This window comes from Rhodococcus sp. T9N (genome assembly GCF_024436645.1).
GTDB lineage: Bacteria > Actinomycetota > Actinomycetes > Mycobacteriales > Mycobacteriaceae > Rhodococcus_F > Rhodococcus_F qingshengii.
The window spans coordinates 730,168-756,485 of sequence record NZ_JAMSKS010000001.1 but is presented as its reverse complement, the minus strand read 5'-3'; the positions used below and the strand labels follow the sequence as shown (position 1 = coordinate 756,485).

The window sequence follows — 26,318 nt, the reverse complement described above, 5'->3', positions numbered from 1 at the left end:
CTCGCGGATGTCGCCCCGCAAAAGTCTCCCTGTCCTCGCCCCACTGTTATGGCACAGTGAAGTCATGACACGAGTGACCGAGTCCCTCAGCACGCAGTTGCCCGACACCTTCGATCACGCGCGCGCCCGCGTCGAGGACACCTTCGACGAGACTGCCGCCTACCTCGAAGAGACAGCGGCTCGCATCAAGGAGTCCGAGGCAGCCGACAACGCTCGCCGTATCGCCGCGGTGGTCGCGACATCGGTCGCTCGCGGCGCCGGGCAGGTCGGGTTGTTCCTGGGCCGTCAGGGCAAAGTCCTCGCCAAGAAAGGCGTCGAGCGCGCAAAGGCTATCCCCACGAAGTCCACGGAACGCACCGAGAAGCCTCGCGGCCGAAAGCGCGTCACGGTGTTCGTCATCGCCGGTGTCGCGGTGATCGGTGGCGCGGTGTTCTTCAAGAGCCGCCGACGCGAGCATCCGCCGGTCGCTTCCGCACCCCCTCGGCTCGAGGAGAACTCGGCCGAGAAGACCGCTTAGTCGACATACGAAACGCCCCGGAACAGATTGTGTTCCGGGGCTTTTCGATGTTCACGTTCAGCAGTTGGACGGTGCTGGGACGTTGTTGAAGCGATCGATCATGTACCCGACGGATTCCGGGGTACCCACCAAGTACGGCGTTGCATGATTGATTGCCATGCCCGGAATGATCGGGGGCAGTTCGTTGACGGAGAACTGCACCGTCGCACCCTTGCCGCACCAGTCTCGCGCCAGTTGCTGTCCCTGGCCGAACGGAACGATGTCGTCGGAGCGGCCATGCTGAATGAGCACGGGCGACTCCGGCGTCAGCTTGCCGATCTTCTGCTCATCGAGGATTGCCTGCGCCATGGGTAGACGCGCCAGAACCGCGGAGAGTGATTCACCGGAATTGGTGAAGCTCGACGACTGCTGGAAGCCGAACTGCAATCCACTTTCGGCGACGCACTGGTTCTTGGTGGCGGCCAACATCTGTCGGCCACGATCGTTGATCTCGGCGTCGAGCAGCGGCTGAACCTCGGGGTACTGGGCAAGGATCCCGTTGAGCGCGTAGCCGATCACTCCGGTGAGGAACGTGCCGTCGACCTGCTGCAGCGTCGCCGCCAGATCGGCGGGCGGTGCACCTGCGTACGTGCCCTTGAGATCAAGCTCGGGAGCATACGACGGCTTCAATTCCGTTGCGGCAGCGGCAGCTCCACCACCTTGCGAGTAACCCCACAGTCCGACGGGGCCGTCGGCGGGAATGCTCGTGTTCGGGAGTTGCTGAGCGGCTCGCACCGAGTCCAGAACCGCGTGTGCTTCGGCTTCACGGTTGACGTAGGTGTGATCGCCCGGAGTTCCGAGGCCCTCGTAATCGGTGACGACGACGGCAATGCCGTTGAGCAGCAACGTGTTCACCCAGATGGACTCGTAGCCGACCATGACGTCCGTCGGGAACTGGTACTCGATACCGGTGTTGAACAGCTTGGATGGTGCGCATTGATCGCCCTGCCCATGCGTTCCTACCGCTGCGGCAACCAGTGGACGCGCCCCCTGCCCGGTCCACGGGTTCGACGGTTCGAGATAGGTGCCCGTCACGGCAACGGGGGCGCCCTTGGCGTCCTCGCTTCGGTACATGATCTTGGTGGCGGTTGCCGGCCACGCACCGTTCGATCCGGGCACGCTCAGCAGCAGTGGTGACGGCTCACTCTTGATGAGATCTCCGTTGGCACCTGCCGGAAGCTCGACCGGCGGCGTGTAGAAATCCGCCGGCTCCGCCGTTGCGGCAGGGGCCGTCACAGCACCCATGACCAGTGCCGCGACGGAGACCCCGGCCGCCCACCATGCTCTGCTCTTCACGTTTCGATCTCCCCACGTTCGCTTGCGCTGTGGCTTGGCACACAGCGAACGCAGAGTAACACATACCTCACGTAACACTTTTTCGTGAGGTTTTCGCCTTAACAGGCTGAAATACAACCGTTTACGACTACTTCGTGGGCTCCAGATTGGTGGTCAGCAGCGCACGAAGCTTGTCGGTATCAGCCGAGGTCCAGGCCTCGGGGTGCAGGATCTTGGCCCACATGTCCGCTGCATCCTCGCCGTAATTGTGACCGTGCCCGGACGGGACGTCAGCCGAGAAGACCATGTCGAGGGTTACCTGCCAGAAGGTCACGAGAGGAACCCATGTCATTCCCGGATCCACGTCGCGACCCAGCGGTTCTTTGAGCCAATCCGGCTTGTTGAGCAGCAGGTCGAAGGACCACCACGTGATCGGGTCGCTGGCGTGCTGCCAGTACACGATGCGATCGTCGTCCCAGTCCGACTTCAGCTCCAGATCTTCCGGATCACCGGCAAACCGAATTGCCTGGCCACCGTCGATCACCGGCAGAATCTCCGGTGAGCCCGAGTCACGACTGTCCGTGATTTCCTGCCACTGAGCAGTGAAGTTGGGGGTTCCGACCCACAGTGCGCCGTCGACGCGCGTCATCATGTCCTGGGCGCCGGCGAATGCGGCCTGGCCACCGTAGGAGCCGAGGCTCTCACCGAAGACAACCAGTTCGGGTCGCGTCTCAACGGGCAAGTCGATCCACTTGGCGTACACCGCGTTGAACAGCGCGCGGCCGGCGATCATCGGCGTCTCACGGTCGGCGATGAAGGCCAACGGACTCGGAAGGAACGAGTACTGCATCGACGCGATCGCCGTGTCCCCGCCCTCGACGTACTCGAACGCCGACGCGACGTCCTCGTTCACCCAACCGCGACCGGTGGTCGTGACAACTGCGAGAGTTCCGCGGTCGAATCCGCCGGTGCGCTCCAACTCGTCGACGACCCGCTGTGCGACACCGTTGATCGAGTCCGAGGATTCACGTCCGGCATACACCCGGATCGGTTGCTTCGCTTCACGTCCGGTCAATGCAGAGATCTCGGCTGCAGTGGGACCGCTACCCATGAAGGTGCGCCCCTCCTGACCGAGAGAATCCCAAGCCTCGGCGGACATCGGCGAACCGCTCCGCTCTGCAATCATGGGCTGTTCGATGCCGTCCGGTGTTTCGTGATCCGCACCGGAGAAACTCCAGTTCGCGAAGGCGATCAGCCCGTTGTACAGCGCACCGTTCACGATGAAGATGCCGAGGGCGAAGATGACGATCAAGCTGCCGACCTTCGCCGCCTCGAGGGGAACGAACCGTAGTGCGACGGCGGTGAGCTTGTTGGTGGTGAACCGAAGACCACGGCCTGCCTCGAGCAGGATGAACCAGATTCCGAGCGAAATCATCAGCACCAGAAGATAATTCGCTTGATTGGTGCGTGGAGCTTCCACGAGATCGCGAACGATCTGCTGCCACCACGAACCGAGGACCAAGAACGTCGGCACCAGAATGACGGCCGCGACCAACAGGATTCGCCAGCCGATCTTCTTGGTGCGATCCGACCACTGCGGTTCGACGCCGCACTTGCGGATCATCCAGGCAACCGTCACGCCGACGCCGTATCCCATGGCGAGCGAGATGCCCGTCGCAACGCCCTGCAGGTACCACGCGCGCGGCAACAGGGACGGACTCATCGACCAGGTGAAGAAGACCAGAGCAAAGGCAAGCCCGACCGGGTGCAGCGTCTTGCAATAGAGGCGCAGCCGTTCCCACACACGTTTCATGCCGGAATCGTATGCGCCCCGTGCCCGAATCAGGTCACGAAGCGCACACGCGTCCAGTCTGTTTACGGGGCGAAGCGCAAAATCGCGGCAACTGCGCCGCCGCCCGGAATGTCCTCCGCGCGAACAGCGAGCACCCGCGCACCCGTCAGGAGCGCACGACGAGCGATCTCGTCGACGACCCCGTAGGTGCTTCCGTTGGTCGACTCGCCGGTCGTGAGAGCGCCCGTCTGGGGATCGAGACTTCCGGGTACGACGGAATCTATGTCGATGAAAACGGTGTCGACCTGTCCGTACGTCGCGGCTGTTGCCACGTCGGCGACGTCCGTCTGAGTGCGTCCCTGTTCCGTGCGCACATTGAAGGTGTCCCGCACCGCCGCCAGCTGCTCGGCATGGAAGTCGTCGAGCGCCGGACGCGAACCGTCCGCCACTTCCTGCGTCGACAAGGCTTCCGGGTTTCCCTCGACGGTTTTGTCGACCAGGTGGCGGTACGAATTCACGGAGCGATACACCGACGCGATGGGTTCCGCAGCGGCCAGAATCAAGGGGACGTCACGGCCGGCGAGCACACCGCGGACCTCGTGATCGACTGCGCGGGCGTACTGATTGACGCGCAACTTTCGGCTGTCCGACCCCGACAACCGACCCGCTTCGGTACGGCTGTTGATCGACGACTTGCCCGCGTGATCCGCAGCGTTCTTCGGCATTCCCTGAACACGGACCTCGTCGGCCGGCTGATCGGCAGCGATCTCGATCAGTCGCACCGAACCCTCTGCCAGAGCGAGAACAAACGCCGTCTGGGGGAACGTCACCGAACGGAGCAGTGGCTTGAGATGAAACCGATCGCTGACCGTTTCGAGCGCCTGCAGACGGTTGGGGAGGCGGAAGGTCACCAGACGCTCCGGCGTCGCGTACGTGACCAATGAGCGCGACTGGAAGCGCCAGAAATCATCGTCGTCGTCGAGCGCTGCGTATTCGGCCTCGAACTGCTTGCGCTCGGCCGGATCCTCCACCGATGCGAGTGCCGAGCGGACCTGGTCCTTGAAGGCTATGCGCGCTTTGTCGTAATCCTGCGGCGCATCTTCAGTCGGAGTAACGATGGTGATGCAGGTGGGCCCCTCCACCTCCGCGAGTGCGGCAATTTCACCGTGGCTGGGAATGTCGTTGTGAAGCACTACGAACCTCCTGAAATTGGGTTCTCCTCACGCTACGCCCGGCTGGTTATGACCACTAGACTTTCCGGAGAATTCGGGACGAACGGTCCATAGTGGGCGCGGTTCCGGCCACCCCACTCCGAGCGAACGGCATGTTCATCGCCTCCAGTGCGCCGAAAGTGCCGTTCGCTCAAAAACAGGGGGCACACAAGTCGGGCAAGTCGGGCACCGGCCGGGGCGAGCAGAGATCGGGTACATCGGCATACAAAAACACCCTCCCGGATCCCGGGAGGGTGTTTTCTTACTGTGGAGCCTAGGAGATTCGAACTCCTGACATCTGCCTTGCAAAGGCAGCGCTCTACCAACTGAGCTAAGGCCCCGTTCGGTTTTCTGACCGGAGTCAGAGTACCTAGGTTCTATCCTGTTTCCAAATCGTGCCAAACCTTGTCTCCGCGCTGACTTTTGATCAGCTTGGTGACCCCGAGAGCTACCAGAATTCCGGCCCCGACAAGCAGGAAAACCTTCATTCCAGCAACCCTTCTTCGGCACATGGGAGTGGGCCTAGGAGGACTTGAACCTCCGACCTCTTCATTATCAGTAAAGCGCTCTAACCACCTGAGCTATAGGCCCCTGAACCGATTCCAAAGATTACCCCACCGGGCCGCTGACACCAAAACGGGCCCGGCGGAGCAATGTTTTCGCAGGTCAGTCGCGGTCGGCGAGAGTTACCTCTACGCCGCCAACCAGGTCGCTGCAGAGGTTGTAGATGAACGATCCGATCGTGACGAGTGCCGTGAAAAGCACCATGTTCGCGATGCCGATCAGCGCGGCGTAGCCGAACACCTGGCCGGCCGTCACCAGACCGTCGGAGCCGCCATCGGCAACGATGTCGGTGAACGCGTTGTTCAGGCGATCCCAGACGCCCATGCCGTCGAGAACGACGTAGAGCAGTCCGACGGCCACCATCCACACGAAGAACAGCGACACCGAGATCACGGATGTGATCTTGAGCGTGGACCACGGGTCGATACGACGGATCTGGACCGTTGCGCGCAGTGGCGCACCGTCCACGACCGAAGCCGATACGGCGTGAGTTTTCTCACCCTTCACCGCAGCAGGCAACGGATGCTTGGCCTCGGAGAGGTCAGGCATGTCCTTCGGTAGATCCTTGCGATCGATGTGCCGAGTCGGCCCGTCGATCGCGGCGGCTTTTGCTTTCGGATTAGCGACCGTGGGATTGGCGACCGTGGCGTTTGCAGCCTTGGGATTTGTGCCCGAGGGTGTAACAGCCTTGGCTGCTGCCGCGCCGGCGACGCCACCGGTAGCTGCGGCAGCCGCCGTTCCCGTCACGACGGGACGTGCCGACGGGTTGCCGGCAGGACGACCCGTCTGTGCACCGGCAGCGGGGCGACCCGATTGCGGCTGTCCCTTCGGCGCACCACCCTGCGCGGGGTTTTTGGCCGGACCACCCTGCACCGGACCACCCTGCGCCGGGCCGGCCGCTGCAGGACGCTGCGGACCCGCAGGCGGCTTACCCCCGGCAGGAGCTGCCGGACGACCCGCAGGAGCACCAGCGCCGGCTGGGCGCGTGATGTTGGTCTGCGGCTGACTTTGCGGCGCCTGACTTTGCGGTGGCTGAGTCTTCGACGCCGGGGCTTTGGACGCCGGGTTCTGAGCAGCCGGGTTCTGAGCTGGCTGCCCCTGCGGCTGACCCGACGGCTGGGGTCCGCGTTGCCACGGCGGCGCCTGGCTGCCACGAGCCTGATTGGCAACCGGTTGCGGCGGAGCCTGACCGTCACCCTTTGCCGGAGTTACCGGCGCAGCCGGAGCCACTGAAGGAGCGGAAGGAGCTTGACCCTTGGCCGCACCCGCGGCGTCGGAAGCCCCACCCGCCGGCTTCTGAGCCGACGGGCCGCGAGGCGGCTCCGGCGCCTTGGGCGCCGGAGCTGCCTCGGAAGCTTTGGGTCCGCCGTCCGCTGGAGCTGCAGGTTTCGAGGTCTGCGGCCCCGCCGGAGCAGTTGCCTGCTCCGGCTTCGGTGGCGTCGAACCTGAAGTGCTTTCGCTCTTCTGGTCACTGCCCGGCTGGTTGGGAGTGCTCACTAGGACTCCTTAGCTCCATCGGCATTGTCTGCGTTGTCGGTGGTCTCTGCAGCGAGCTCTTCGGGCTCGTCGGCGTTGCGCGCAATCGCGAGCAGTGTGTCGCCTTCGCCGAGGTTCATCAGACGCACGCCCTTGGTCTGGCGTCCCGCCTTACGAACCTGCTTGGCAGCCGTCCTGATGACGCCGCCGCCCGAGGTGATCGCGTACAGCTCGTCGTCGTCGTCGACGATGAGCGCACCGACCAGAGTGCCACGTTTCTTGTCGTACTGAATCGTGAGCACGCCCTTGCCGCCGCGACCCTGCACCGGGTAATCCTCCATGCCGGTTCGCTTGGAGTAACCGCCCGAGGTGGCGACCAGGAGGAACGTTCCTTCACGAACGACGTTGAGCGAGAGCAGCTCGTCGTCACCGTTGAAACGCATGCCCTGGACACCGGAAGTGGCGCGGCCCATCGGACGCAGTGCCTCGTCGGTGGCCGAGAAGCGGATCGACTGGCCCTGTGCCGAGACGAGAAGGAGGTCGTCTTCGGCGGAGCAGAGGACAGCGCCGACCAGTTCGTCTTCACCGCGCAGGTTGATGGCGACGATGCCACCGCTGCGGTTGGAGTCGAAGTCGGTGAGCTTGGACTTCTTGACCAGACCGTTGCGAGTGGCGAGCACCAGGTAGGGCGCGTCTTCGTACGTCTTGATCTGGATGACGGACTGAATGCGCTCGTCCGGCTGGAAGGCCAGCAGGTTGGCAACGTGCTGACCGCGAGCGGTACGGCTCGCCTCGGGCAGTTCGTAAGCCTTGGCGCGGTAGACGCGGCCCTTCGTGGTGAAGAACAGCAGCCAGTCGTGCGTCGAGGTGACGAAGAAGTGCGAGACGATGTCGTCCTGCTTGAGGCCGGCACCCTGAACACCCTTGCCGCCGCGCTTCTGCGAGCGGTACAGGTCGGTCTTGGTGCGCTTGGCGTAACCGGTCTCGGTGATCGTGACGACGACGTCTTCGCGGGCGATCAGATCCTCGTCGTTGACGTCTCCGTCGGCGGCGATGATGCGGGTACGACGGTCGTCGCCGTACTTGTCGACGATTTCCTTGAGCTCGTCACGAACGATCGCGCGCTGACGCTCCGGGCGAGCCAGAATGTCTTCGAGGTCCGCGATTTCGAGTTCGATCTCGGCCAACTCGTCGACGATCTTCTGACGCTCGAGGGCGGCCAGACGACGCAGCTGCATGCCGAGGATGGCGTCGGCCTGGATCTCGTCGACGTCGAGGAGTTCCATCAATCCGGCGCGAGCGATGTCGACGGTCTGCGACGCACGGATCAAGGCGATGACCTCGTCCAGAGCGTCGAGGGCCTTGACCAGACCGCGCAGGATGTGGGCGCGCTCCTGTGCCTTGCGAAGCAGGTACCTGGTACGACGAACGATGACCTCGAGCTGATGCGCCGTGTACAGACGGATCATCTGGTCGAGGCGCAGCGTGCGCGGCACTCCGTCGACGATGGAGAGCATGTTGCAGCCGAAGCTGGTCTGCAGCTGGGTGTGCTTGTAAAGGTTGTTCAGCACGACCTTGGCAACGGCGTCACGCTTGACGGTGACGACGATGCGCATGCCGACGCGGTCCGAGGACTCGTCGTGGATGTCGGAGATGCCACCGATCTTGGCGTCACGAACCTGCTCCGCGATGGAGGTGATCAGGTTGTCCGGGTTGACCTGGTAGGGCAGCTCGGTGATGACGATTGTGGTGCGGCCCTTGGCATCTTCTTCGATCTCGACGACGCCGCGCATACGAACGGAGCCACGGCCGGTGGTGTAGGCGTCCTGGATGCCCTGTCCACCGACGATGAGCCCGTGCGTGGGGAAGTCGGGTCCCTTGATGCGCTCCATGACGGCCGCGAGGGTGGCTTCCTCGTCCGCTTCGAAGTTGTCGAGCGCCCAGTAGATGGCCTCGGCAACTTCACGCAGGTTGTGCGGCGGAATGTTGGTGGCCATACCGACGGCGATGCCGTTGGAACCGTTGATCAGCAGGTTCGGGATTCGGCTGGGCAGAACCGTCGGTTCCTGCGTCTTGCCGTCGTAGTTCGGGGTGAAATCGACTGTCTCGTGGTCGATTTCGCGCAGCATTTCCATCGCGAGCGGCGTGAGCCTGCACTCGGTGTAACGCATGGCGGCTGCGCCGTCGTTGCCGCGGGAGCCGAAGTTTCCCTGACCGTCGACGAGCGGGTAACGCAGCGACCACGGCTGGGCCATACGGACCAACGTGTCGTAGATCGAGGAGTCGCCGTGGGGGTGGTAGTTACCCATGGTCTCGGCGACCGGTCGGGCAGACTTCACGTATCCGCGGTCGGGGCGATATCCGTTGTCGTACATCGCGTAGAGCACGCGGCGGTGCACCGGCTTGAGTCCGTCGCGGACATCCGGCAGAGCGCGACCGACGATGACGCTCATGGCGTAGTCGATGTAGCTGTTCTGCATTTCCTGCTGGATGTCGACCGGTTCGATCCGGTCGTGTTGCGGACCGTCCGGTGGCAACGTGGTGTCGGTCATGAGCTCACTTTCTTAAAAGAGGGGGCAAGCCCCTGTGCGCGGAAAAGGAGCCCGGGGACTCCTCAACCACGCACAGGGCCGCAGGCCTACACGTCGAGGAAACGAACGTCCCGGGCATTGCGGGTGATGAAGCTGCGTCGTGCTTCGACGTCTTCGCCCATCAGCACGCTGAACAGCTCGTCGGCAGCAGCCGCGTCGTCGAGCGTGACGAGACGCAGAACGCGCACCGTCGGGTCCATCGTGGTTTCCCACAGCTCCTTGGCGTTCATCTCGCCGAGGCCTTTGTAGCGCTGGATGCCGTCGTCCTTGTTGATCTTCTTGCCGGACTCGAGGCCGGCCTTGACCATCGCGTCGCGCTCGCGGTCGGAGTACGCGAATTCCGGCTGCGCACCCTTCTGCCACTTGAGCTTGTACAGCGGCGGCTGCGCGAGGTAGACCTTGCCGTGCTCGACGAGCGGCCGCATGAAGCGGAACAGCAGCGTGAGCAGCAGCGTTGCGATGTGCTGACCGTCGACGTCGGCGTCGGCCATGAGCACGATCTTGTGATAGCGCAGCTTGGCGATGTCGAACTCGTCGTGGATGCCCGTGCCGAACGCGGTGATGATCGACTGGACTTCGGTGTTCTTGAGGACGCGATCGATACGCGCCTTCTCGACGTTGATGATCTTTCCGCGGAGCGGGAGGATCGCCTGGTACATCGAGTCTCGGCCGGACTTGGCCGAGCCGCCTGCGGAGTCGCCCTCCACGATGTAGATCTCGGACTTCTCCGGATCGTTGGAGCGGCAATCGGCGAGCTTGCCTGGCAGGCCACCGAGGTCGGTCGCGCTCTTACGGCGGACCAGCTCACGCGCCTTACGTGCGGCGACGCGGGCTTGCGCCGACGAAACAGCCTTGTTCACAATGGTTTTCGCGTCGGCCGGGTTCGCCTCGAACCAGTGCGCGAGGTGCTCGTTGCACGCCTTCTGCACGAAGGACTTGACCTCGGTATTGCCGAGCTTGGTCTTGGTCTGACCCTCGAACTGGGGTTCACCGACCTTCACCGAGATGATGGCCGCGAGTCCTTCACGGATGTCGTCACCGGTGAGCTTGGGATCTTTGTCCTTGAGCAGCTTCTTTTCGAGCGCGTACTTGTTGACCGTTGCGGTCAGTGCGGCGCGGAAGCCCTCTTCGTGGGTACCACCCTCGTGGGTGTTGATGGTGTTGGCGAAGGTGTGCACGGACTCCGAGTATCCGGAGTTCCACTGCATTGCGACCTCGAGCTCGTGGCCGGTGCCCTTGGCGGTGAATCCGACGACCGAGTTGTGGATCGGGGTCTTGCTCTTGTTGATGTGCCGGACGTAGTCCTCGAGTCCACCGGGGTAGTGGTAGATACGGGTCTTGGACTTACGCGGCGCTGCCTGAGCAGCTTCTTCGGCTTCTTCGGCAGCAGACTTGGGAGCCTCGGCCACCTCGGCAGCTTCGTCGTCGATGACCTCGGCGCGCTCGTCGGTCAGCGTGATGGTCAGGCCCTTGTTGAGGAAGGCCATTTCCTGCAGACGACGCGCAACGGTCTCGAAGTTGTAGCGGGTGGTCTCGAAGATCTCGGGATCAGCCCAGAAACTGACGGTGGTGCCGGTCTCCTTCGTCGGGTCGCCCTGTACGAGCTCTCCCGGCTTGGAATCGGTGTACGTCTGCTGCCACCGGTAGCCGTCGACCTTGATGTCGACGTCGAGCCGGGTCGAGAGCGCGTTGACCACCGAGATGCCGACGCCGTGCAGACCACCGGAGACGGCGTAGGAGTCGGAGTCGAACTTGCCGCCGGCGTGCAGCTGGGTCAGCACGACCTCGACGGTGGGGACTCCGGAGGCGTGCATGCCGACCGGGATGCCACGGCCGTCGTCGATGACGCGGATTCCGCCGTCTTCGAGGAGGGTGACCTCGACCTTGGTGGCGTGTCCGGCCATCGCCTCGTCGACCGAGTTGTCGACGACCTCCCAAATGAGGTGGTGCAGACCGCGTTCACCGGTGGAACCGATGTACATGCCTGGACGCTTACGTACCGCCTCGAGTCCTTCGAGGACGGTGATGGACGACGCGTTGTAGTCCTTGCTGGAAGTGCTTGTATCTGACTTCTGGGCAGCCACGGGTGGGTAGCTCTCCTTCTCCGTCAATACTCGAGCGCAGCCGTCAGCAAGCCCTTGCGGGTGTCGTCGGAGCGGGTTCGAGAATGTTGCCGCTAGTTACCGTTGACCATCTTACTGGTAAGCACCGACTAGAAGCGGCCAATGACACCCCTGGCTGCGCCGCAGACGAATTTTTACGATCCCCGGAAGGTGAAACGCTAGGAACTTTGCTTCTCCGAGCGACGCTCTCTCAGGCTCGCGATAAATGCCCGCGCATGTTCGGCAACCTCACCCGGATGTGAAAACGGCGACCAGTGTCCCGCGGCAATTTCACGTCGCTGCAGGTCGGAGACCCATTTTTCGGTGTCTTCGTATCCCACCGGACGAACGGCTTTGTCGTACTTGTTCAGAATGAGCTGAACAGGCACGTCCGTGTACCGATCCCGCGGCTTGCCGAGCGACGGCCGGATGTTCGCGCGATAAAGCTTGAGTCCGTTCACCATGTCGTCGGCGATGGTGGGCGCGGTGTTGACCACACGGGGGTCCAGACCGTCGAAGAAGCCCAGAAATGCCGGCCAGTGCTTGGAGAACCACAGACGCAACGGAAGGGTGCACAGCCCGGGAATCTGGAACAGAACGGTGTAGGCCGACGCAATTCCCTGCGCCGCCGGGCCGAGGAAACGACGCTTGGACGCGCTCGCCCGGATCCACTTACCGAGATGATCGAGATTCGGACCCGAGATGGATGAGAACGACGCGATCTTCTCTTCGGCACCCGGCTCGCAGACCGCTTCCCACGTTTCGACGGATCCCCAGTCGTGCGCGAGGACGTGCACCGGCTTGCCCGGGCTGACCGCGTCGATGACGGCAAAAAGATCGCCGGCCAGTGCGCTCAGTTGGTAGTCCTGCACCCTCGAGGGGATCGTGCTCTCACCGGCCCCGCGGCTGTCGTAGCTGACGACGCGGAAGTCGTCTGCCAGCAAAGGCACGATGCGGTTCCACAATTCATGGGTGTCGGGCCAACCATGCACCAGGACGATGGTCTCGCCGTCTGCCTTGCCCTGCTCGAACACTGCCAGGCTGACGGAACCGTTGGTCACGCGACGCGCGGTCACGGCATGGACAGGAGAGTGCTTGGACATTGACTGACCCTTCGGCTGTGAATCCTTCGGATTGGGAAATCTAGAGATCGAGAACGAGACGTCCACCGTCGGAACGGGATACGCAGATGAGCATCTCCGTTTCCTGTTCGGTGTCGGTCAGACGCCTTTCGCGGTGATCGGGTTTACCCGCGAGTACCTTCACACGACAGGTTCCGCAGAAACCCTGCTGACACGAGTACCCGACACCGGGCAATGCCTTCTTGATGACGTCGAGCGCGGACTCGTCGGCGGGCACGGTGAGTACCTGACCCGAATTGACAAGCTGCACTTCGAATTCCTTGCCGTCGATCACCGGCGGAGCCCCGAACCGCTCGAAATGCAAAGCGGTGGAGGGTGTATCGCGGAAACCGCGGCGGACGGCATCGAGCATCGGCGTCGGGCCACAGCAGTACACGGCGCCGCCGACCGGCGCTCGTCCGAGAAGGTCTGTGGTGGTGGGCAATCCGAACTCGTCGTCCGGGCGCACGAAGACACGCTCGGGTTCCCAAGTTGCGATCTCGTCGAGGAACGGCATGGATTCACGAGAGCGGCCCGAGTACACGAAGTACCAGTCCATCCCCAATTCTCTTGCCGCACGGACCATTGCGATGATCGGCGTGATACCGATGCCGCCGGCGACGAACAACGCGCTGCCTTCTCCGACAAACGGGAAGCCGTTGCGTGGTCCGCGTACCGTGACGTGCTCACCGGGCTGGAGAGCGTGCATCTCGATGGAACCGCCACCACCGTCGGGGATCCGGCGCACCGCGACGCTGTACCCCGTGCGATCGGCCGGGTCGCCGCACAGCGAATACTGACGCCGCAGACCCGAAGGTAGATGGAAGTCCAGGTGCGAACCCGGATGCCACGGCGGAATCGGTGAGCCGTCCGCGGATTCGAAGCGCAGGCGAACGACGTTCTCGTCAGTCGCCACCACCTCACGCGTACTGACCACCATGTTCATGGCCGTGTCGGGGTTGTGGCCAGCGATCTCGGGGTTGTAGTCGTAGGCCGTCAACACCCGAAGGTACTTGTCCGCCAACAACTCCGTGATGCGCATGGCACGGTCGGGACGGTTCTTTCCGGACAAATCGGGTGGCGCCGGAAAACGCGGCAACCCGTCGTGCCCGGAGATGACGTCCTTGACCCTCGAGAGTGAAATCACCGTGCAGCCGCCTGAGCTGCGGGTGACGACGCCAGGTACTGCACCGCCTGGGCGGTCGAGCCCTCGTTACTGGGGTGATAGGACTTGCTGAAGTACGTCGACATCCGCTTGACCAGCTCGAACGACGTGGGAACTGTGCCACGCTTTCCGGCCGCGATGAAATCGGACAGGTGGGGGCGTCGACGGCTGGGAGCCTGAGCGGCAAGCTCGGGATCGTTGCGCATCAAGAACCGGGTACCGCGAATCCACAGCCACACGATTGCGGGCGTGACGAGGATCTGGGTACGGATCCGGCGGGTCTCACGCTTGTCGAAGTAGCGCATGACGTCGTACGCGACGGCTCGGTGTTCGACTTCTTCGGCGCCGTGCCAGCGAAGGAGATCAAGCATGGTCGGGTGCATGCCGGCTTTGTCCAGCCCCTTGGCGTTGAGCACCCAGTCGCCGAGGAAAGCAGTGATGTGTTCGATGGCCGCGATGATCGCCAAACGCTCCACCAGGTGATTCTCGGCGCGCAGACCCGTCATCGGGCGCGGTCCGAGCAGTTTCGAGAATGCCCACTCCATCTGCTGGGTGTACGGCGTCGGATCGAGGCCGTTTTCCTTGAGATGGACGAGGACACCCGAGTGCGCGTTGGAGTGCATCGCCTCTTGGCCGATGAATCCGACGACGTCCTCACGGAGTTTCTCGTCCTCGATCAGAGGAAGAGCTTCCTTGAAGGTCTCGACAAACCATTCCTCACCGGCGGGGAGGAGAAGGTGAAGCACGTTGAGAACGTGTGTGCTGAACGGATCGCCCGGAATCCAGTGCATGGGCAGATCGGACCAGTCGAACTCGACATTGCGAGCCTGCAACAGGATGTGATCCGGCTCGGCGAACGACGAAGCGGGTGTCGATATCTTCTGCGACATCTAGCTACTCCTTCATGCCTGCCGATCGGTGGGGAACGACAGCCTTGTGACACAGTTCACTCACTAGCGAGTTTTAACTGTAACACGAAGTAATAGGTAGAACCAGGGCCTGGTTGAGTTTTCCTCAGCCGTACGTATCGCGAGGTCCGCGGCCTTTCACATGCCTTTCTCCCTTGCGCCAGCTAGGCGCACTCGGACCGGTGATCCGCAGTGTCTTCACGACGCCGTCACCGACGGCAGCAGCGATCTTGGCCAGAATCTGGGACTGCATCATGCGCAACTGGGTAGCCCACGCCGTCGACTCGGCGGAGATGCTGAGAACACCTTCTTTCAGAGAAATCGGCTCGGCGTGCGCGGAGATGTCTTCTCCGACGACCTGCGGCCACCGACCGAGGACCGTGCCCTCGGACACCTTGGGGGACCACCCACGCGATTTGGAGATAGCGCTGGTGAGAGCACCGAACGGCTGAGGGTCCCGCGCATCCGGGCCGGGGCCGGACCAACCGCTGCGTCGACGCGGGCGGCCGCTTCCGTATTTGGGCGACGAGCGCCCCTGCCCGACGGCCTTACCGTTGGCTTTGGCTGTCGCGCGTGCCTCCTCGAGGGCACGGCGCGCCAGATCGATCCCCTTGAGCTCGGGCTCCGGGGCAGCGCTGCTGTCTTCAGTCATCGAACTCGACCTCCTGATCTGCCGAGCCTACGGGCACTATCCGGGATATCCGACCGTCTCCGGTATCGGAGGCTTCGACGCCGAACTTGGCCGCCTCGAGTTCGTCCGGTACATCCTCGGGAACGGCGGCCGTGATCAGCACCTGTTCGGCGGTGGCTGCAACGGTGGCGAGCGCACGACGCCGACGACGGTCCAATTCCGCGAAGACATCGTCGAGCATCAGGACCGGGTCGCTGCCGTCGGCGCGCAACAGGGCAAAACCTGCCAGCCGCAGCGAAAGCGCAAAAGACCACGATTCACCATGGCTTGCAAAGCCTTTCGCCGGGCTGTCACCGAGAATCAGCTCCAGATCGTCCCGATGCGGACCGACCAGACACACTCCGCGATCGATTTCCTTCGACCTCATCTGTGCCAACTCGAGATGGAATCTCTCCTCGAGGTACGCAACGTCGTCGATACCGGAAATCCTTGCAGGGTCGGTGAATTCGGGATCCAACGAGGACCCCAGACTGCTCTTGTATCGAATCGACGCCGGCCGAGATTCGGGTGCGATGGAACGATACGACTCCGCCAGATGCGGCGCCAGATCATGGACCAACTCGAGGCGCCCGGCCAACAATTGTGCGCCGTGAGCGGCCAGATGCCCGTCCCACACCTCGAGGGTGGAGAGGACGTTGTCGGACTCGCCACCACGAGAACCGCGACGCAAAGCCGCACCGGCAGTTTTGAGTAGGGCTGAGCGCTGACGCAGAACTTTGTCGTAATCCGCACGGACAGCAGCCATTCGGGGTATCCGGGACGTCAACAACTCGTCGAGATAGCGTCGACGATCGCCAGGATCTCCGCGAACCAACGACAGATCTTCCGGCGCGAACATCACCGACTGCAAAATCCCCAACACTTCGCGTGGGCGACGCGTCGGAGACTGATTTATCCTGGCGCGGTTGGACTTTCCCTCGATCAGTTCGACGTCGATGGTCAGTTCGCGTCCGTTGTTGACCACCGTTGCACCGGCAAAAGCACTGGCGGAACCGCTGCGGATCATCGGTGCGTCCGTGGACACTCGATGAGACGACAGCGTCGACAGATACCCGAGTGACTCGAGGACGTTGGTTTTACCGTGCCCGTTCGAACCGAGGAAAACGGTTGTTCCCGGTGTGAGGTCAAGCGTCAGCGAATCCCAGGATCGGAAGTCCCGCAGCGAAAATCTACGAACGAACACTTAGCTTCCAGAAGCCGAATTCTTGGGCGAAGCGCTCTTGACCGCGTGACCGCCGAACTGATTGCGCAAGGCGGACACAGCCTTCATGGCCGGTGAATCATCCTGTCGTGAAGCAAATCTCGCGAACAGAGCAGCGGAGATGACGGGAGCGGGCACAGCGTGCTTGATAGCTTCCTCGACCGTCCAGCGGCCCTCGCCGGAATCCTCGGTATAGCCCGTGATCTGCGCAAGCTCCGGATCTTCCTCGAGGGCGTCGACAAGCAGATCGAGCAACCACGAACGTACGACGGTCCCCTTCGACCAAGCTCGGAGAACACCGGGAACGTCCGCGATCAGGCTTTCCGCCTCGAGGAGCTCGTACCCCTCGGCATAGGCCTGCATCAGGCCGTATTCGATGCCGTTGTGCACCATCTTCGCGTAATGACCAGCACCGACGGGGCCGGCGTGGACAAAGCCGTCTGCAGCGTCGCCGTCGGGGCGAAGGGCGTCGAAGATCGGCATTGCCTTTGCCACGTCGGGCTCGGATCCGCCCACCATCAGGCCGTAGCCGTTCTCACGGCCCCAGATGCCACCGGAGACACCGCAGTCGAGGAAACCGATCCCACGGGCACCCAACAACTCGGCATGGACAGCGTCGTCGGTGAAGCGAGAGTTTCCACCGTCGATGACCAGATCGCCGCCCTCGAGGGCATCCGCCAGTTCGGCAATGGTGCTCTGGGTGATGTCACCGGCCGGAACCATCACCCAGACGACTCTAGGTCCCTCGAGGGAAGCAGCGAGTTCGGCAAGAGACTCGACGTCGGTGACTTCCGGTCGAGGGTCGTATCCGATCACCTCGAGGCCATGCGCGCGCAAGCGCTCACGCATGTTGAAGCCCATCTTGCCGAGACCTACGAGTCCGATCTTCATACTGTTCTCCCTGGTCAGGCGCGAACTGAAGTGCGGGGTTCCACTCAGCCCGGAAGGCGAACCGGCATCAGCAGGTACGTGTACTCGCTCGAGGGCGCAGCGAAGTTACCGGACTCGTCTGCCGTGGGCTCTTCCTCGGCCGCGGGGCGAAGAACAGCCGGACGGCTGGGAGTGGTGAAGCCGAACAGAACGTTTTCGCTGTGAAGCGAATTCAACCCGTCGATCAGGTAACCGGGGTTGAACGCAATGGTGAGTGCTTCGCCCTGGAACGACGCGTTGAGCGTCTCTTCCGCGCGGCCGGCGTCGTCGCCACCCGCAGAGAGGAGCAGGCCGTCAGCGGAGAACTGCATGCGAACCTGTGCGCCACGCTCGGCGACGAGTGCTACACGCTTGATGGCTTCGATGAGAGGCGTGACCTCGACCGTTGCCATCGCGGTGTGCTGAGCGGGCAGCAACTGACGGAACTTCGGGAACTCGGCGTCGAGGAGGCGCGTCGTGGTGCGGCGTCCGTCGTTGACGATGCCGAGGAGTCCGTCGTTTCCGATGGTCGTACCGGAACCGAGAGCCAACTCGACCGGCGAATTTGCATTGCCGGCAAGCGTTTTCGCGGACTCGGACAGAGTCTTGGCCGGGATGAGAACAGCAGCCTGGACGTCGGGATTGGCCGGAGTCCACTCGAGTTCACGCACGGCGAGACGGAAGCGGTCGGTAGCGGCGAGGACGATCGAATTCTGTTCGATCTCGACACGGATACCCGTGAGCATCGGAAGGGTGTCGTCCTTGCCGGCTGCAACGGCTACCTGGCTGATGGCTTCGGAGAACAGGTCGACGGGAATGGACCCGGACTGCTGCGGAAGCGTCGGAAGCTGGGGGTAGTCCTCGACCGGCATCGTAGGCAGGGAGAACTTGGCGCTTCCGCAGGAGATGAGCACGCGAGTGCCCTCGAGGGTCACATCGACCGGCTTGTTGGGAAGCGACTTGGTGATATCTGCGAGGAGGCGACCGGAGACGAGTGCCTGACCTGCAGTTGTGACATCTGCCGAGACGCGGACCTGCGCGGATACCTCGTAGTCGAACCCGGAAACGGTGAGGCCGGCTTCGGTTGCGTCGAGAAGAACTCCGCCGAGAACCGGCACGGGCGGCCTCGAGGGCAGGCTACGAGCAACCCACGCTACTGAATCAGCGAACTCTTCCCGGGAAACGCGAAACTTCAGGCTTCCAAGCTCCATCGCCGGGTTATTCCTCTCGGTAGGCATGTTCGTCTGCTGCGGATCTGCATCAGCTCACTTGAAGTCTGACACAGACCAAGCGATGCCCACCGTATGCCCTCGAGGGCGCAAGTGGAAAGCCGAAGCCGCGGCGAGCGCAGCCTGAGGCGAGGTTCTCAACAGGAGTTGTCCCCAGAACTATTTTCAAAGAGCTTTTCCTAGGAAATTCTCAGTAGTAGTAATAAGTCCTGTGCAATCTGTGGAGCAACGGTTGTCGACGCTGGTAGGTCCCCTCAAGGGCCTGTGCACTTCTCGAGGACAGACTCGAGGACCAATCGACCCCCTCTGTGCACTCTCTGAAAGTTTTCGGATTCCTCCTCGAGAACTCCACAGACTTTCGGAGTTATCAACACACTTATCCACAGATGTGAATACTTTTCACAAGAAACGAAGAGTTTGTTCTCATCGGCGTGTCTGACTCCGGCGTGTCGTCCCTCGAGGTGGACAACCGCCCTCGAGGGGACCGCACGTGGAACCCTTCGAATACACCGATGCCGCTCGAGGGAACCTCTGCCTCGAGCGGCATCGATCGAAATAAGTGCAGGTCAACGCTTGGAGCGCTGCTTGATCCTTGCGGTCAACTCCTGAACCTGGTCGTACACCTTGCGGCGTTCCGTCATTTCCTTACGGATCTTCTTGTCGGCGTACATGACCGTCGTGTGGTCACGGCCGAACGTCTGACCGATCTTCGGCAAGGACAAATCAGTGAGCTCACGGCACAAATACATCGAGATCTGGCGGGCCTGAGCGAGTGGCCGGGCCTTACCCGGCCCACACAGGTCGTCGATCGACATGTTGAAGTATTCGGCCGTCACCGCCATGATCGTCGCCGCGTTGATCTCGAGGCTCGACGAATCGGGCATCAGATCGCGCAGGACCACCTCGGCCAACGTCAGATCCAACGGCTGGCGGTTGAGCGAGGCAAAAGCGGTGACGCGGATCAACGCGCCCTCGAGTTCACGAATGTTGCGCTCGATACGGCTGGCGATCAACTCGAGGACGTCGTGCGGGACCTCGAGGCGATCCATCCTCGCCTTCTTGCTCAGAATCGCGATACGCGTCTCGAGCTCAGGCGGCTGAACGTCGGTGATCAGGCCCCATTCGAAGCGCGTCCGCAGACGCTCCTCGAGGGTTGCCAACTGTTTGGGCGGACGGTCCGAGGAAACGACGATCTGCTTGTTCGCGTTGTGCAAGGTGTTGAAGGTATGGAAGAACTCCTCCTGAATACCTTCCTTGCCTTCGATGAACTGGATGTCGTCGACCAGCAGGACATCCGTTTCCCGGTAGCGACGCTTGAACGCGACCTTGCGGTCGTCACGAAGACTGTTGATGAAGTCGTTGGTGAATTCTTCGGTCGAGACGTACTTGACCCGCATGCCGGGGAACAGTCGCTGTGCGTAGTGGCCGGCGGCGTGAAGAAGGTGCGTCTTGCCCAGGCCCGAAGCTCCCCAGATGAACAAGGGGTTGTAGGCACGCGCCGGCGCCTCCGCGATCGCGACGGCAGCGGCATGAGCGAATCGGTTGGACGATCCGATCACAAAAGTGTCGAAGGTGTACTTCGCGTTGAGGCTGTTGGCGCCGGACCCCGAAGCAGAAGGAGTAGCGGGCGGCTTCGTGAAGTACGACGGCCACGATTCGTGAACGCTCGCGAGTGCTTCGCGGTCGTCGTCGACTTCTTCGGTCTCGGCAGTCTCGGAGTCCGAAGGTTCGCCGTCGCCTTCGGTGAATCTGCGCCGACGGTATGCGCCCGATGAGTTGACCGACTCGAACTGACGGCTGCCCGTGCGCTCCTCGACCGGTTCGGCGGGTGCGTCGGCATCGTCTTCGAGTGCGATGCGGACACCGAGTCCCTCGACCTGGCCGCCGAGGTGGCGTCCGAGTGCCTGCAGGATCGGCTCGCGTAGATCGCGCTCGATCGTCTCTTGAGCAAATGGCGATGGAACCGAGAGGAGTGCAAAACCCTGAGCAAGTGTGAGAGGCCTCACCAGACGGACAAATGCCTTCTGCTTGCTGCTCAAAGCCGGAAGATTACTTCCGGGGTCATCACTCGTGAGTTCTGCAACCACGTCGACCCAGACCCGTGCGAGCGCGTTGGGATCGTCGTTCACGTGGTTCCTTCCCGTGTTTCGCCGACAGTGGGTGTGCTGCAGCTGCCGAGCGTATGGCTGCGGCGTCGAATGATTCGGTGGATTACCACCCGGGGTGAGAACCCCGTAACAGGCTACGAATATGCCACCTGGGCTGTGTTTCCACACAATTATCCACAGATGTGGACAAACCTGCACTGAGTCGGTTTTTTCGTCAACCAAATTCGTCAAAGTGATCGAGAAATTGATCTACCTGCAACTTTGTCGGAACTCGAGGCGTTCGCCACTTGGTGTCGGGGATGCGTCAACACTCACAGCCCTGTGGATGAATGTGGAAACTCGGGATTCGGGGTCGCGTCCGGCGCTCGTGCCCGTATGTGCTGATGAGGCCTTGTCGAGAGCATGCGCCGGTGGAACTGTCCGGGTTGCCTTCGGGTCACCTGCAGTCCGTAGCGGAACTGTTGCCAAGGTCACACTTGCCGCCTCGCTCGAGGTCACGGCCGTATGCACACTGTGAATGGAATCTGCGGAATGATGTAAGTATCGGCGTGTCGCCGTGGTTGCCGCGGGAGGGCTCCGAATCGGGCTGGTTTGACCTTGGCAACGGTGGTAAGTAACCTCGAACGGTCACCCGCTGGTGGTGATCGCTTCGTGCTGGCTACATATGTCAGGTCGGATCGGTCTTCCAAGCCACAACGAGTGAAGTTGATTGTTCTGTACCTGTTGGATCCAAAGGCGCCGTAAGGCGTCGATCACTGAATGACGCCGGGAGGCGTCAATGAACTTCGAGGAGTGTTGACCGTGGCCAAGGGCAAGCGGACGTTCCAGCCGAATAATCGCCGCCGCGCGCGTGTTCACGGCTTCCGTCTTCGTATGCGTACCCGTGCGGGTCGTGCAATCGTTTCGGCGCGTCGCCGTAAGGGCCGCGATTCCCTCACCGCCTGATCTGATTTCGAGTTCAGGAGCTCGGGGTGTTGCCTGAGCCGTCTCGGTTGCGTCGCCACGCGGATTTCTCCGTGGCGGTGCGACGCGGGCGTCGTATGGGAAGACGCGACCTTGTCGTGCACGCGTTCGATCGCGAGCAAGTAGAGGCGCTGGTAGTAACAAATCACGGTCCCCGTTTCGGGCTGATCGTGAGCAAGGCTGTCGGGCCGGCGGTGATTCGACATCGAGTCGCACGCCGGCTTCGTCATATCTGTGCAGATTTCGTCGGGCAGGTTTCGCCGGAGACGGACGTGGTTATCCGCGCACTTCCGGGTGCAGCTACCGCCAGTTCAGCCGAACTGGCCAAGCAGTTGCGCGGGGGCCTGACCAAAATGAACCTATTGGTGTCGGTAAGTGAAGAGCCATGAGTACTCCGCTCTCTGAGCAGATCGAGACTCCCAGAGCCTCCCGTGTCATCACGGTGTTGAAGGCTGTGCGTCGCGCTCCCGCCACTGTTCTCATCTTCTGTATCGAGTTGTACCGGACGTATGTGTCGCCCTTGAGGATGCCGACCTGCCGGTTCACCCCCACCTGCAGTGAATACGCAGTCGAAGCGCTGCGCACTCACGGGGCGATCAAAGGCCTTTTCTTGACTGTGGTGCGGTTGGCGAAGTGTGCCCCCTGGCATTCTGGAGGGTGGGACCCTGTCCCTGCCCGTCGTGACCGTGATGCGGGTAGCCGCCATAGCTGTCCGGAAGCACGCGCAGCGTGTCACAGTCCGACGGACGAACAGAGGAGTACTTAGAGCCGTGCTCAATTTCATCTACTATCCGGTATCCGCGATTCTGTGGGTCTGGCACAAGGTCTTCGGGTTCATTCTCGGCCCGGACAACGGAATAGCCTGGGCGCTTTCCGTGGTGTTCCTGGTGTTCACCTTGCGTGCGGTTCTGTACAAGCCGTTCGTGAAGCAGGTCCGCACGACGCGTCAGATGCAGGAACTGCAGCCACAGATCAAGGCATTGCAGAAGAAGTATTCGGGCGACCGTCAGCGCCAGGCCGTCGAGATGCAGAAGCTCCAGAAGGAGCACGGATTCAACCCGATCATGGGCTGTCTCCCGGTCTTGGCTCAGGCTCCGGTGTTCATCGGTCTGTTCCACGTCCTGCGCTCGTTCAACCGCACCGGCACCGGCATGGGCCAGCTGGGCATGAGCGCCGAGGACAACCTCAACACCCCGAACTACGTCTTCTCGGCCACTGACGTCCAGTCGTTCCTGGATGCTCGTCTGTTCGGCGCGCCCATCTCGGCCGCGATCACGACGCCGGTTGCGCAGCTTCAGGCCTACGTCACCGAGAACGTTCCCGAGCTTCCGTCACGGCTGAACATCATCCTCGTGGCCGCTCCGCTGATGATCATCGCCAGCATCGCGACGCACTTCAACTCACGCGCTTCTGTTGCCCGTCAGAGCGAAGCAGCTGCCGCGAACCCGCAGTCCGCGATCATGAACAAGCTCGCCCTGTACGTCTTCCCGCTCGGTGTTCTGGTCGGTGGACCGTTCCTTCCGATCGCGATCCTCCTGTACTGGGTGTCGAACAACATCTGGACCTACGGTCAGCAGCACCTCGTCTTCCGCAAGATCGACGCGGAAGAAGAAGCCAAGAAGCAGGAAGCGATCACTCGCCGCAACGACAATGCGCCCAAGCCCGGTGCCCGTCCCGATCCCAGCAAGAAGAAGGGATCTCCGGCTGCGCTGAAGACCGCGGATTCAGCCGACGACGACGGTGACGCCCCGGAAGTTTCGTTCAAGAAGCCACAGCCGAAGCCCTCGGGTTCCAGTGGTGGTTCCACGTCGAAACCGAAACAGAACCGGCCACAGAGCAACCGCGGCAACTCCCCCAAGCGCAATAAACGGCGCTGATCCAGGAAAGAGAACGACCAATGTCCAGTGAAGCTGACATCGTTGTGGATGGAGAGAACGCAGACGTGAGCACCGAGACCACTGCGCCGGTTACCGATGTGGATGTAGACATCGACGATTCCGATGACGACCTGATCGAAGAGGGCGAGATCGCCGGCGACTACCTTGAGCAGTTGCTCGACGTTCTCGATTTCGACGGAGACATCGACCTTGACGTCGAGGGCGATCGGGCGATCGTCAGCATCGACGGCGGCGACGACCTGACCAAGCTCGTGGGACGCAAGGGTGAGGTTCTGGATGCTCTCCAGGAGCTGACTCGTCTGGCAGTTCAGCAGTCGACCGGAGAGCGCAGCCGCTTGATGCTCGACATCGCCGGGTGGCGTGCGGGCCGGCGCGAGGCACTCAGTGCTCTCGGTGCGGAAGCTGCACAGCGTGTTCTCGAGACCGGCGAACGCGAAGAGCTTGCTCCGATGACGCCGTTCGAACGCAAGATCGTGCACGACGCCGTCGCCAAGGTCGCCGGTGTTTCCAGCGAGAGCGAAGGCGCTGAGCCGTCTCGTCGAGTGGTTGTCCTCAAGGACTGACACTCCCCCCTGATCGAATGCGGGCCCCGGATTTTCCGGGGCCCGCTTTTGTGTCCGAGAGTGTTTCACGTGAAACCGAATCCGGCGCCACGGTGAAGGTCAGGTGCCTATCGTTGTCGACATGTCCCACGAGCGTTCCGGAATCCCTCTCGGATTGATGATCTTGAGTGCCTTACGCATGCTCTTTCTGTATGGTCGGGGCTCAGTCCCTAGGCGGCGATTCCCTCATGGGTGGGTCATTGCTTCTTCGTTTTGATCGGGTAAGCGAAGGCGGATGAAGGAAATCGGAAATACCCATCCGGTTCGCTCGTAGGCGCAATCTCGTGGTCTTTATGACCCGAACGCCAGGGAGCCTGTAGGTTCCGGCATCGATCCAACCCGCACCTCGTAGGACACGCCATTCGACAGTTGTCCCATCACCCAACCTCCTCCCTGCGCGGGCTTACCGCACCAGGCGGTGAGGTCGTAAACCCCCGGCTGGAGATCGTCGCGCGTTAGTTCCACCGACTGCCCGGCCTGCGGCCAGGAGGCATCGTCATCGGTGAAAGGCTCGACCGTGCGTGTGTGGTCATTGGGATCGTTCACCGGTGGTCTCGGTGAGGACGAAATTGACAGGGTGCAGATGCCACTGTCATTCGGGTTCGTGATCGTCGCGGTGATCGATGAATCATCACCAACGAGCGCCACCACTGGCGGTTGGTACGGGACCTGGGCGCTGGCCAAAGCGGGTGCAGCCAGCGAGGCCAATATGGCAGCGGCAACAATTGCGTATCTCATGCCCGATTTGTACCACGCCTAGTATCTTCTCGACCTCAGAACCACTGCGCTCCATCGCCTGGTTCCACCGCACTATGGAGTAAGTCGAGGTACCTCGTTGGATGCCTTTTTGGGATATGAACACCGCCGTGCCGTACGGAACTTCCCAGGTGCGTCGGCGACCTTTTTAACAAGCGAGTCAGAAACGCGATGAATGCATCAATTGAGGGCCGTCCGGACTCTTCCGCCTTCTGTAGAGCAGAACCGCCTTCAGTGGAGTTTGAACTCGTCTCGGTTGTCGAACCGGATCTGCGTATGGCCTTACCGGGTGCTGACATTTCATTCGGCACTGCCTGACGGTTACTCATCTAGACCCGAGAGCCCCGGTCAGGTCGTGATCGCTGCCAACCGGTCGCCTCGAGGCGAGACCACAAGCGATCCGTGGTTCGACCACGCTGGCTTGGTCAGTTCCGGCACGGCAGACAACTTGGCTGATCGACCCCTCGGTCCCGTCATCGTTTACGTCAGTATCCGTCGAGTTGGCGGTATGGTCCATGGCTGCTATTTGCCCGCGAGACATGGATTCCGAGCTTGCCATGAGATTTACCGAAGGGCGGCAGGTTGCCGTATTGCGAGATGCCCCTCTCCCTCGACTCGAAATAGTCGGCCTTCGTTTCACGTGAAACCGGGTCGATGTGGTGCCTCGGTACCAACGTGGAACCGCCGAGGGTTGAGGTTTCGTATCAGATGGGCGGGACTAGCGAGGGTTCTGCTCTCGCCGTCATCGTGCTCGCTGCTGTCAGGGCTCTGGTCAACGGAGCGCTGTGGGCGGCTAATTATGTGGATGGTTTGATCGGCGTAGGCGCCGCGGGCTCTTGCTCTGTTGGCCACAATAATTGGCGGTGCCTTCGTGGGGATTGAGTCATTGCGGTCATCTTCGTCTTCGGATGTCGTCCAAGAACTGGAATCGAAGAAGAACGTCCGCGTCAGAAACCGACTGGGTCAGAGTGACCGAGTCCGCTCGGCAGTCCTACGACAGCGATTTTCGGCAACCACTTTTCGTTGAAAATTGCCCATTTTGGGTCAGAATTCCATCCATGTAACTACCCATGGCAGTTTCGTCACTGTGATGATACTAAGAATTGCGCTCCTATCTGCATTCGATCGCCCGGCTATGTTTCACGTGAAACGCGTCAGAATTGGAAGAATTTTCAGCGCAATGTTTCACGTGGAACGTGA

At 61.9% G+C, this 26,318-nt stretch carries 21 protein-coding genes and 2 tRNA genes; 7 read left to right on the top strand and 16 right to left on the bottom strand.

Going from position 1 to position 26,318, the window contains the following annotated elements:
* Positions 1–64 precede the first annotated feature (64 nt).
* Entirely contained in the window at positions 65–517 is a 453-nt protein-coding gene (locus M1L53_RS03515) for a hypothetical protein (RefSeq protein WP_039973062.1), read from the top strand.
* A gap of 57 nt (positions 518–574) precedes the next feature.
* On the opposite strand, the gene M1L53_RS03510 is transcribed toward M1L53_RS03515, so the two are convergent.
* From M1L53_RS03510 to dnaA, 16 genes are all read right to left on the bottom strand, one after another.
* Positions 575–1,852, bottom strand: coding sequence for a lipase family protein (locus tag M1L53_RS03510; RefSeq protein WP_054188728.1), 1,278 nt, complete (start codon positions 1,850–1,852; stop codon positions 575–577).
* Between the two features lie 127 nt (positions 1,853–1,979).
* Positions 1,980–3,644 (bottom strand): alpha/beta-hydrolase family protein, encoded by a 1,665-nt coding sequence (locus M1L53_RS03505; protein ID WP_007729186.1) that lies wholly within the window; start codon positions 3,642–3,644, stop codon positions 1,980–1,982.
* 62 nt (positions 3,645–3,706) lie between these two features.
* Positions 3,707–4,816 carry a hypothetical protein gene (locus tag M1L53_RS03500; protein WP_050656764.1) on the bottom strand — a complete coding sequence of 370 codons (1,110 nt, stop codon included), beginning with the start codon at positions 4,814–4,816 and terminating at the stop codon, positions 3,707–3,709.
* A gap of 286 nt (positions 4,817–5,102) precedes the next feature.
* A tRNA-Ala gene (locus tag M1L53_RS03495) sits at positions 5,103–5,175 on the bottom strand.
* A 176-nt stretch (positions 5,176–5,351) separates the two neighbouring features.
* Positions 5,352–5,425, bottom strand: a tRNA-Ile gene (locus M1L53_RS03490).
* 75 nt (positions 5,426–5,500) lie between these two features.
* Positions 5,501–6,895 carry a DUF3566 domain-containing protein gene (locus M1L53_RS03485; protein ID WP_050656765.1) on the bottom strand — a complete coding sequence of 465 codons (1,395 nt, stop codon included), beginning with the start codon at positions 6,893–6,895 and terminating at the stop codon, positions 5,501–5,503.
* Positions 6,895–9,426: a DNA gyrase subunit A gene (gene gyrA, locus M1L53_RS03480; protein WP_047272672.1), complete on the bottom strand. Its 2,532-nt coding sequence runs from the start codon at positions 9,424–9,426 to the stop codon at positions 6,895–6,897. The genes M1L53_RS03485 and gyrA overlap by 1 nt, the downstream gene beginning before the upstream one ends.
* An 86-nt stretch (positions 9,427–9,512) precedes the next feature.
* Positions 9,513–11,549, bottom strand: a complete 2,037-nt coding sequence (gene gyrB / locus M1L53_RS03475; protein ID WP_003942515.1) for a DNA topoisomerase (ATP-hydrolyzing) subunit B — start codon at positions 11,547–11,549, stop codon at positions 9,513–9,515.
* Positions 11,550–11,746: 197 nt separating this feature from the next.
* Positions 11,747–12,670: an alpha/beta fold hydrolase gene (locus M1L53_RS03470; protein ID WP_007729179.1), complete on the bottom strand. Its 924-nt coding sequence runs from the start codon at positions 12,668–12,670 to the stop codon at positions 11,747–11,749.
* Between the two features lie 40 nt (positions 12,671–12,710).
* Positions 12,711–13,832: a PDR/VanB family oxidoreductase gene (locus tag M1L53_RS03465; RefSeq protein WP_054188747.1), complete on the bottom strand. Its 1,122-nt coding sequence runs from the start codon at positions 13,830–13,832 to the stop codon at positions 12,711–12,713.
* Positions 13,832–14,743, bottom strand: coding sequence for a metal-dependent hydrolase (locus tag M1L53_RS03460; RefSeq protein ID WP_007729174.1), 912 nt, complete (start codon positions 14,741–14,743; stop codon positions 13,832–13,834). The genes M1L53_RS03465 and M1L53_RS03460 overlap by 1 nt, the downstream gene beginning before the upstream one ends.
* 124 nt (positions 14,744–14,867) lie before the next feature.
* The gene (locus M1L53_RS03455) at positions 14,868–15,413 is read right to left on the bottom strand and encodes a DUF721 family protein (protein WP_003942471.1); all 546 of its coding nucleotides are present in this window, start codon (positions 15,411–15,413) and stop codon (positions 14,868–14,870) included.
* A complete protein-coding gene (recF, locus tag M1L53_RS03450) occupies positions 15,406–16,635 on the bottom strand; it encodes a DNA replication/repair protein RecF (RefSeq protein WP_007729171.1) in 1,230 nt (409 codons plus the stop codon). Before recF ends, M1L53_RS03455 begins: the two co-directional genes overlap by 8 nt.
* Positions 16,636–17,544: a phosphogluconate dehydrogenase (NAD(+)-dependent, decarboxylating) gene (gene gnd, locus M1L53_RS03445; protein WP_054188729.1), complete on the bottom strand. Its 909-nt coding sequence runs from the start codon at positions 17,542–17,544 to the stop codon at positions 16,636–16,638.
* Positions 17,545–17,588: 44 nt separating this feature from the next.
* Positions 17,589–18,773: a DNA polymerase III subunit beta gene (gene dnaN, locus M1L53_RS03440; protein ID WP_007729165.1), complete on the bottom strand. Its 1,185-nt coding sequence runs from the start codon at positions 18,771–18,773 to the stop codon at positions 17,589–17,591.
* A gap of 584 nt (positions 18,774–19,357) precedes the next feature.
* Positions 19,358–20,920 (bottom strand): chromosomal replication initiator protein DnaA, encoded by a 1,563-nt coding sequence (gene dnaA, locus M1L53_RS03435; protein ID WP_003942491.1) that lies wholly within the window; start codon positions 20,918–20,920, stop codon positions 19,358–19,360.
* Between the two features lie 780 nt (positions 20,921–21,700).
* Here dnaA and rpmH point away from each other — a divergent pair.
* From rpmH to M1L53_RS03405, 6 genes are all read left to right on the top strand, one after another.
* The gene (gene rpmH, locus M1L53_RS03430) at positions 21,701–21,844 is read left to right on the top strand and encodes a 50S ribosomal protein L34 (RefSeq protein WP_003942540.1); all 144 of its coding nucleotides are present in this window, start codon (positions 21,701–21,703) and stop codon (positions 21,842–21,844) included.
* 26 nt (positions 21,845–21,870) lie between these two features.
* Positions 21,871–22,251 (top strand): ribonuclease P protein component, encoded by a 381-nt coding sequence (gene rnpA, locus M1L53_RS03425; RefSeq protein WP_019746209.1) that lies wholly within the window; start codon positions 21,871–21,873, stop codon positions 22,249–22,251.
* Positions 22,248–22,628 carry a membrane protein insertion efficiency factor YidD gene (yidD, locus tag M1L53_RS03420; protein ID WP_007729147.1) on the top strand — a complete coding sequence of 127 codons (381 nt, stop codon included), beginning with the start codon at positions 22,248–22,250 and terminating at the stop codon, positions 22,626–22,628. Before rnpA ends, yidD begins: the two co-directional genes overlap by 4 nt.
* A 4-nt stretch (positions 22,629–22,632) precedes the next feature.
* Positions 22,633–23,739: a membrane protein insertase YidC gene (yidC, locus tag M1L53_RS03415; RefSeq protein ID WP_054188730.1), complete on the top strand. Its 1,107-nt coding sequence runs from the start codon at positions 22,633–22,635 to the stop codon at positions 23,737–23,739.
* A 20-nt stretch (positions 23,740–23,759) separates the two neighbouring features.
* A complete protein-coding gene (locus M1L53_RS03410) occupies positions 23,760–24,323 on the top strand; it encodes a protein jag (protein ID WP_003942504.1) in 564 nt (187 codons plus the stop codon).
* Between the two features lie 541 nt (positions 24,324–24,864).
* Positions 24,865–25,122, top strand: coding sequence for a hypothetical protein (locus M1L53_RS03405; protein ID WP_030536721.1), 258 nt, complete (start codon positions 24,865–24,867; stop codon positions 25,120–25,122).
* Positions 25,123–26,318 lie beyond the last annotated feature (1,196 nt).

Coding starts and splice junctions, on each gene's coding strand:
- M1L53_RS03410 (WP_003942504.1), top strand. CDS start 23,760: ATGTCCAGTGAAGCTGACATCGTTGTGGATGGAGAGAACGCAGACGTG.
- gnd (WP_054188729.1), bottom strand. CDS start 17,544: ATGAAGATCGGACTCGTAGGTCTCGGCAAGATGGGCTTCAACATGCGT.
- M1L53_RS03455 (WP_003942471.1), bottom strand. CDS start 15,413: ATGACTGAAGACAGCAGCGCTGCCCCGGAGCCCGAGCTCAAGGGGATC.
- M1L53_RS03460 (WP_007729174.1), bottom strand. CDS start 14,743: ATGTCGCAGAAGATATCGACACCCGCTTCGTCGTTCGCCGAGCCGGAT.
- yidD (WP_007729147.1), top strand. CDS start 22,248: ATGAGTACTCCGCTCTCTGAGCAGATCGAGACTCCCAGAGCCTCCCGT.
- M1L53_RS03515 (WP_039973062.1), top strand. CDS start 65: ATGACACGAGTGACCGAGTCCCTCAGCACGCAGTTGCCCGACACCTTC.
- M1L53_RS03470 (WP_007729179.1), bottom strand. CDS start 12,670: ATGTCCAAGCACTCTCCTGTCCATGCCGTGACCGCGCGTCGCGTGACC.
- dnaN (WP_007729165.1), bottom strand. CDS start 18,773: ATGGAGCTTGGAAGCCTGAAGTTTCGCGTTTCCCGGGAAGAGTTCGCT.
- M1L53_RS03505 (WP_007729186.1), bottom strand. CDS start 3,644: ATGAAACGTGTGTGGGAACGGCTGCGCCTCTATTGCAAGACGCTGCAC.
- gyrA (WP_047272672.1), bottom strand. CDS start 9,426: ATGACCGACACCACGTTGCCACCGGACGGTCCGCAACACGACCGGATC.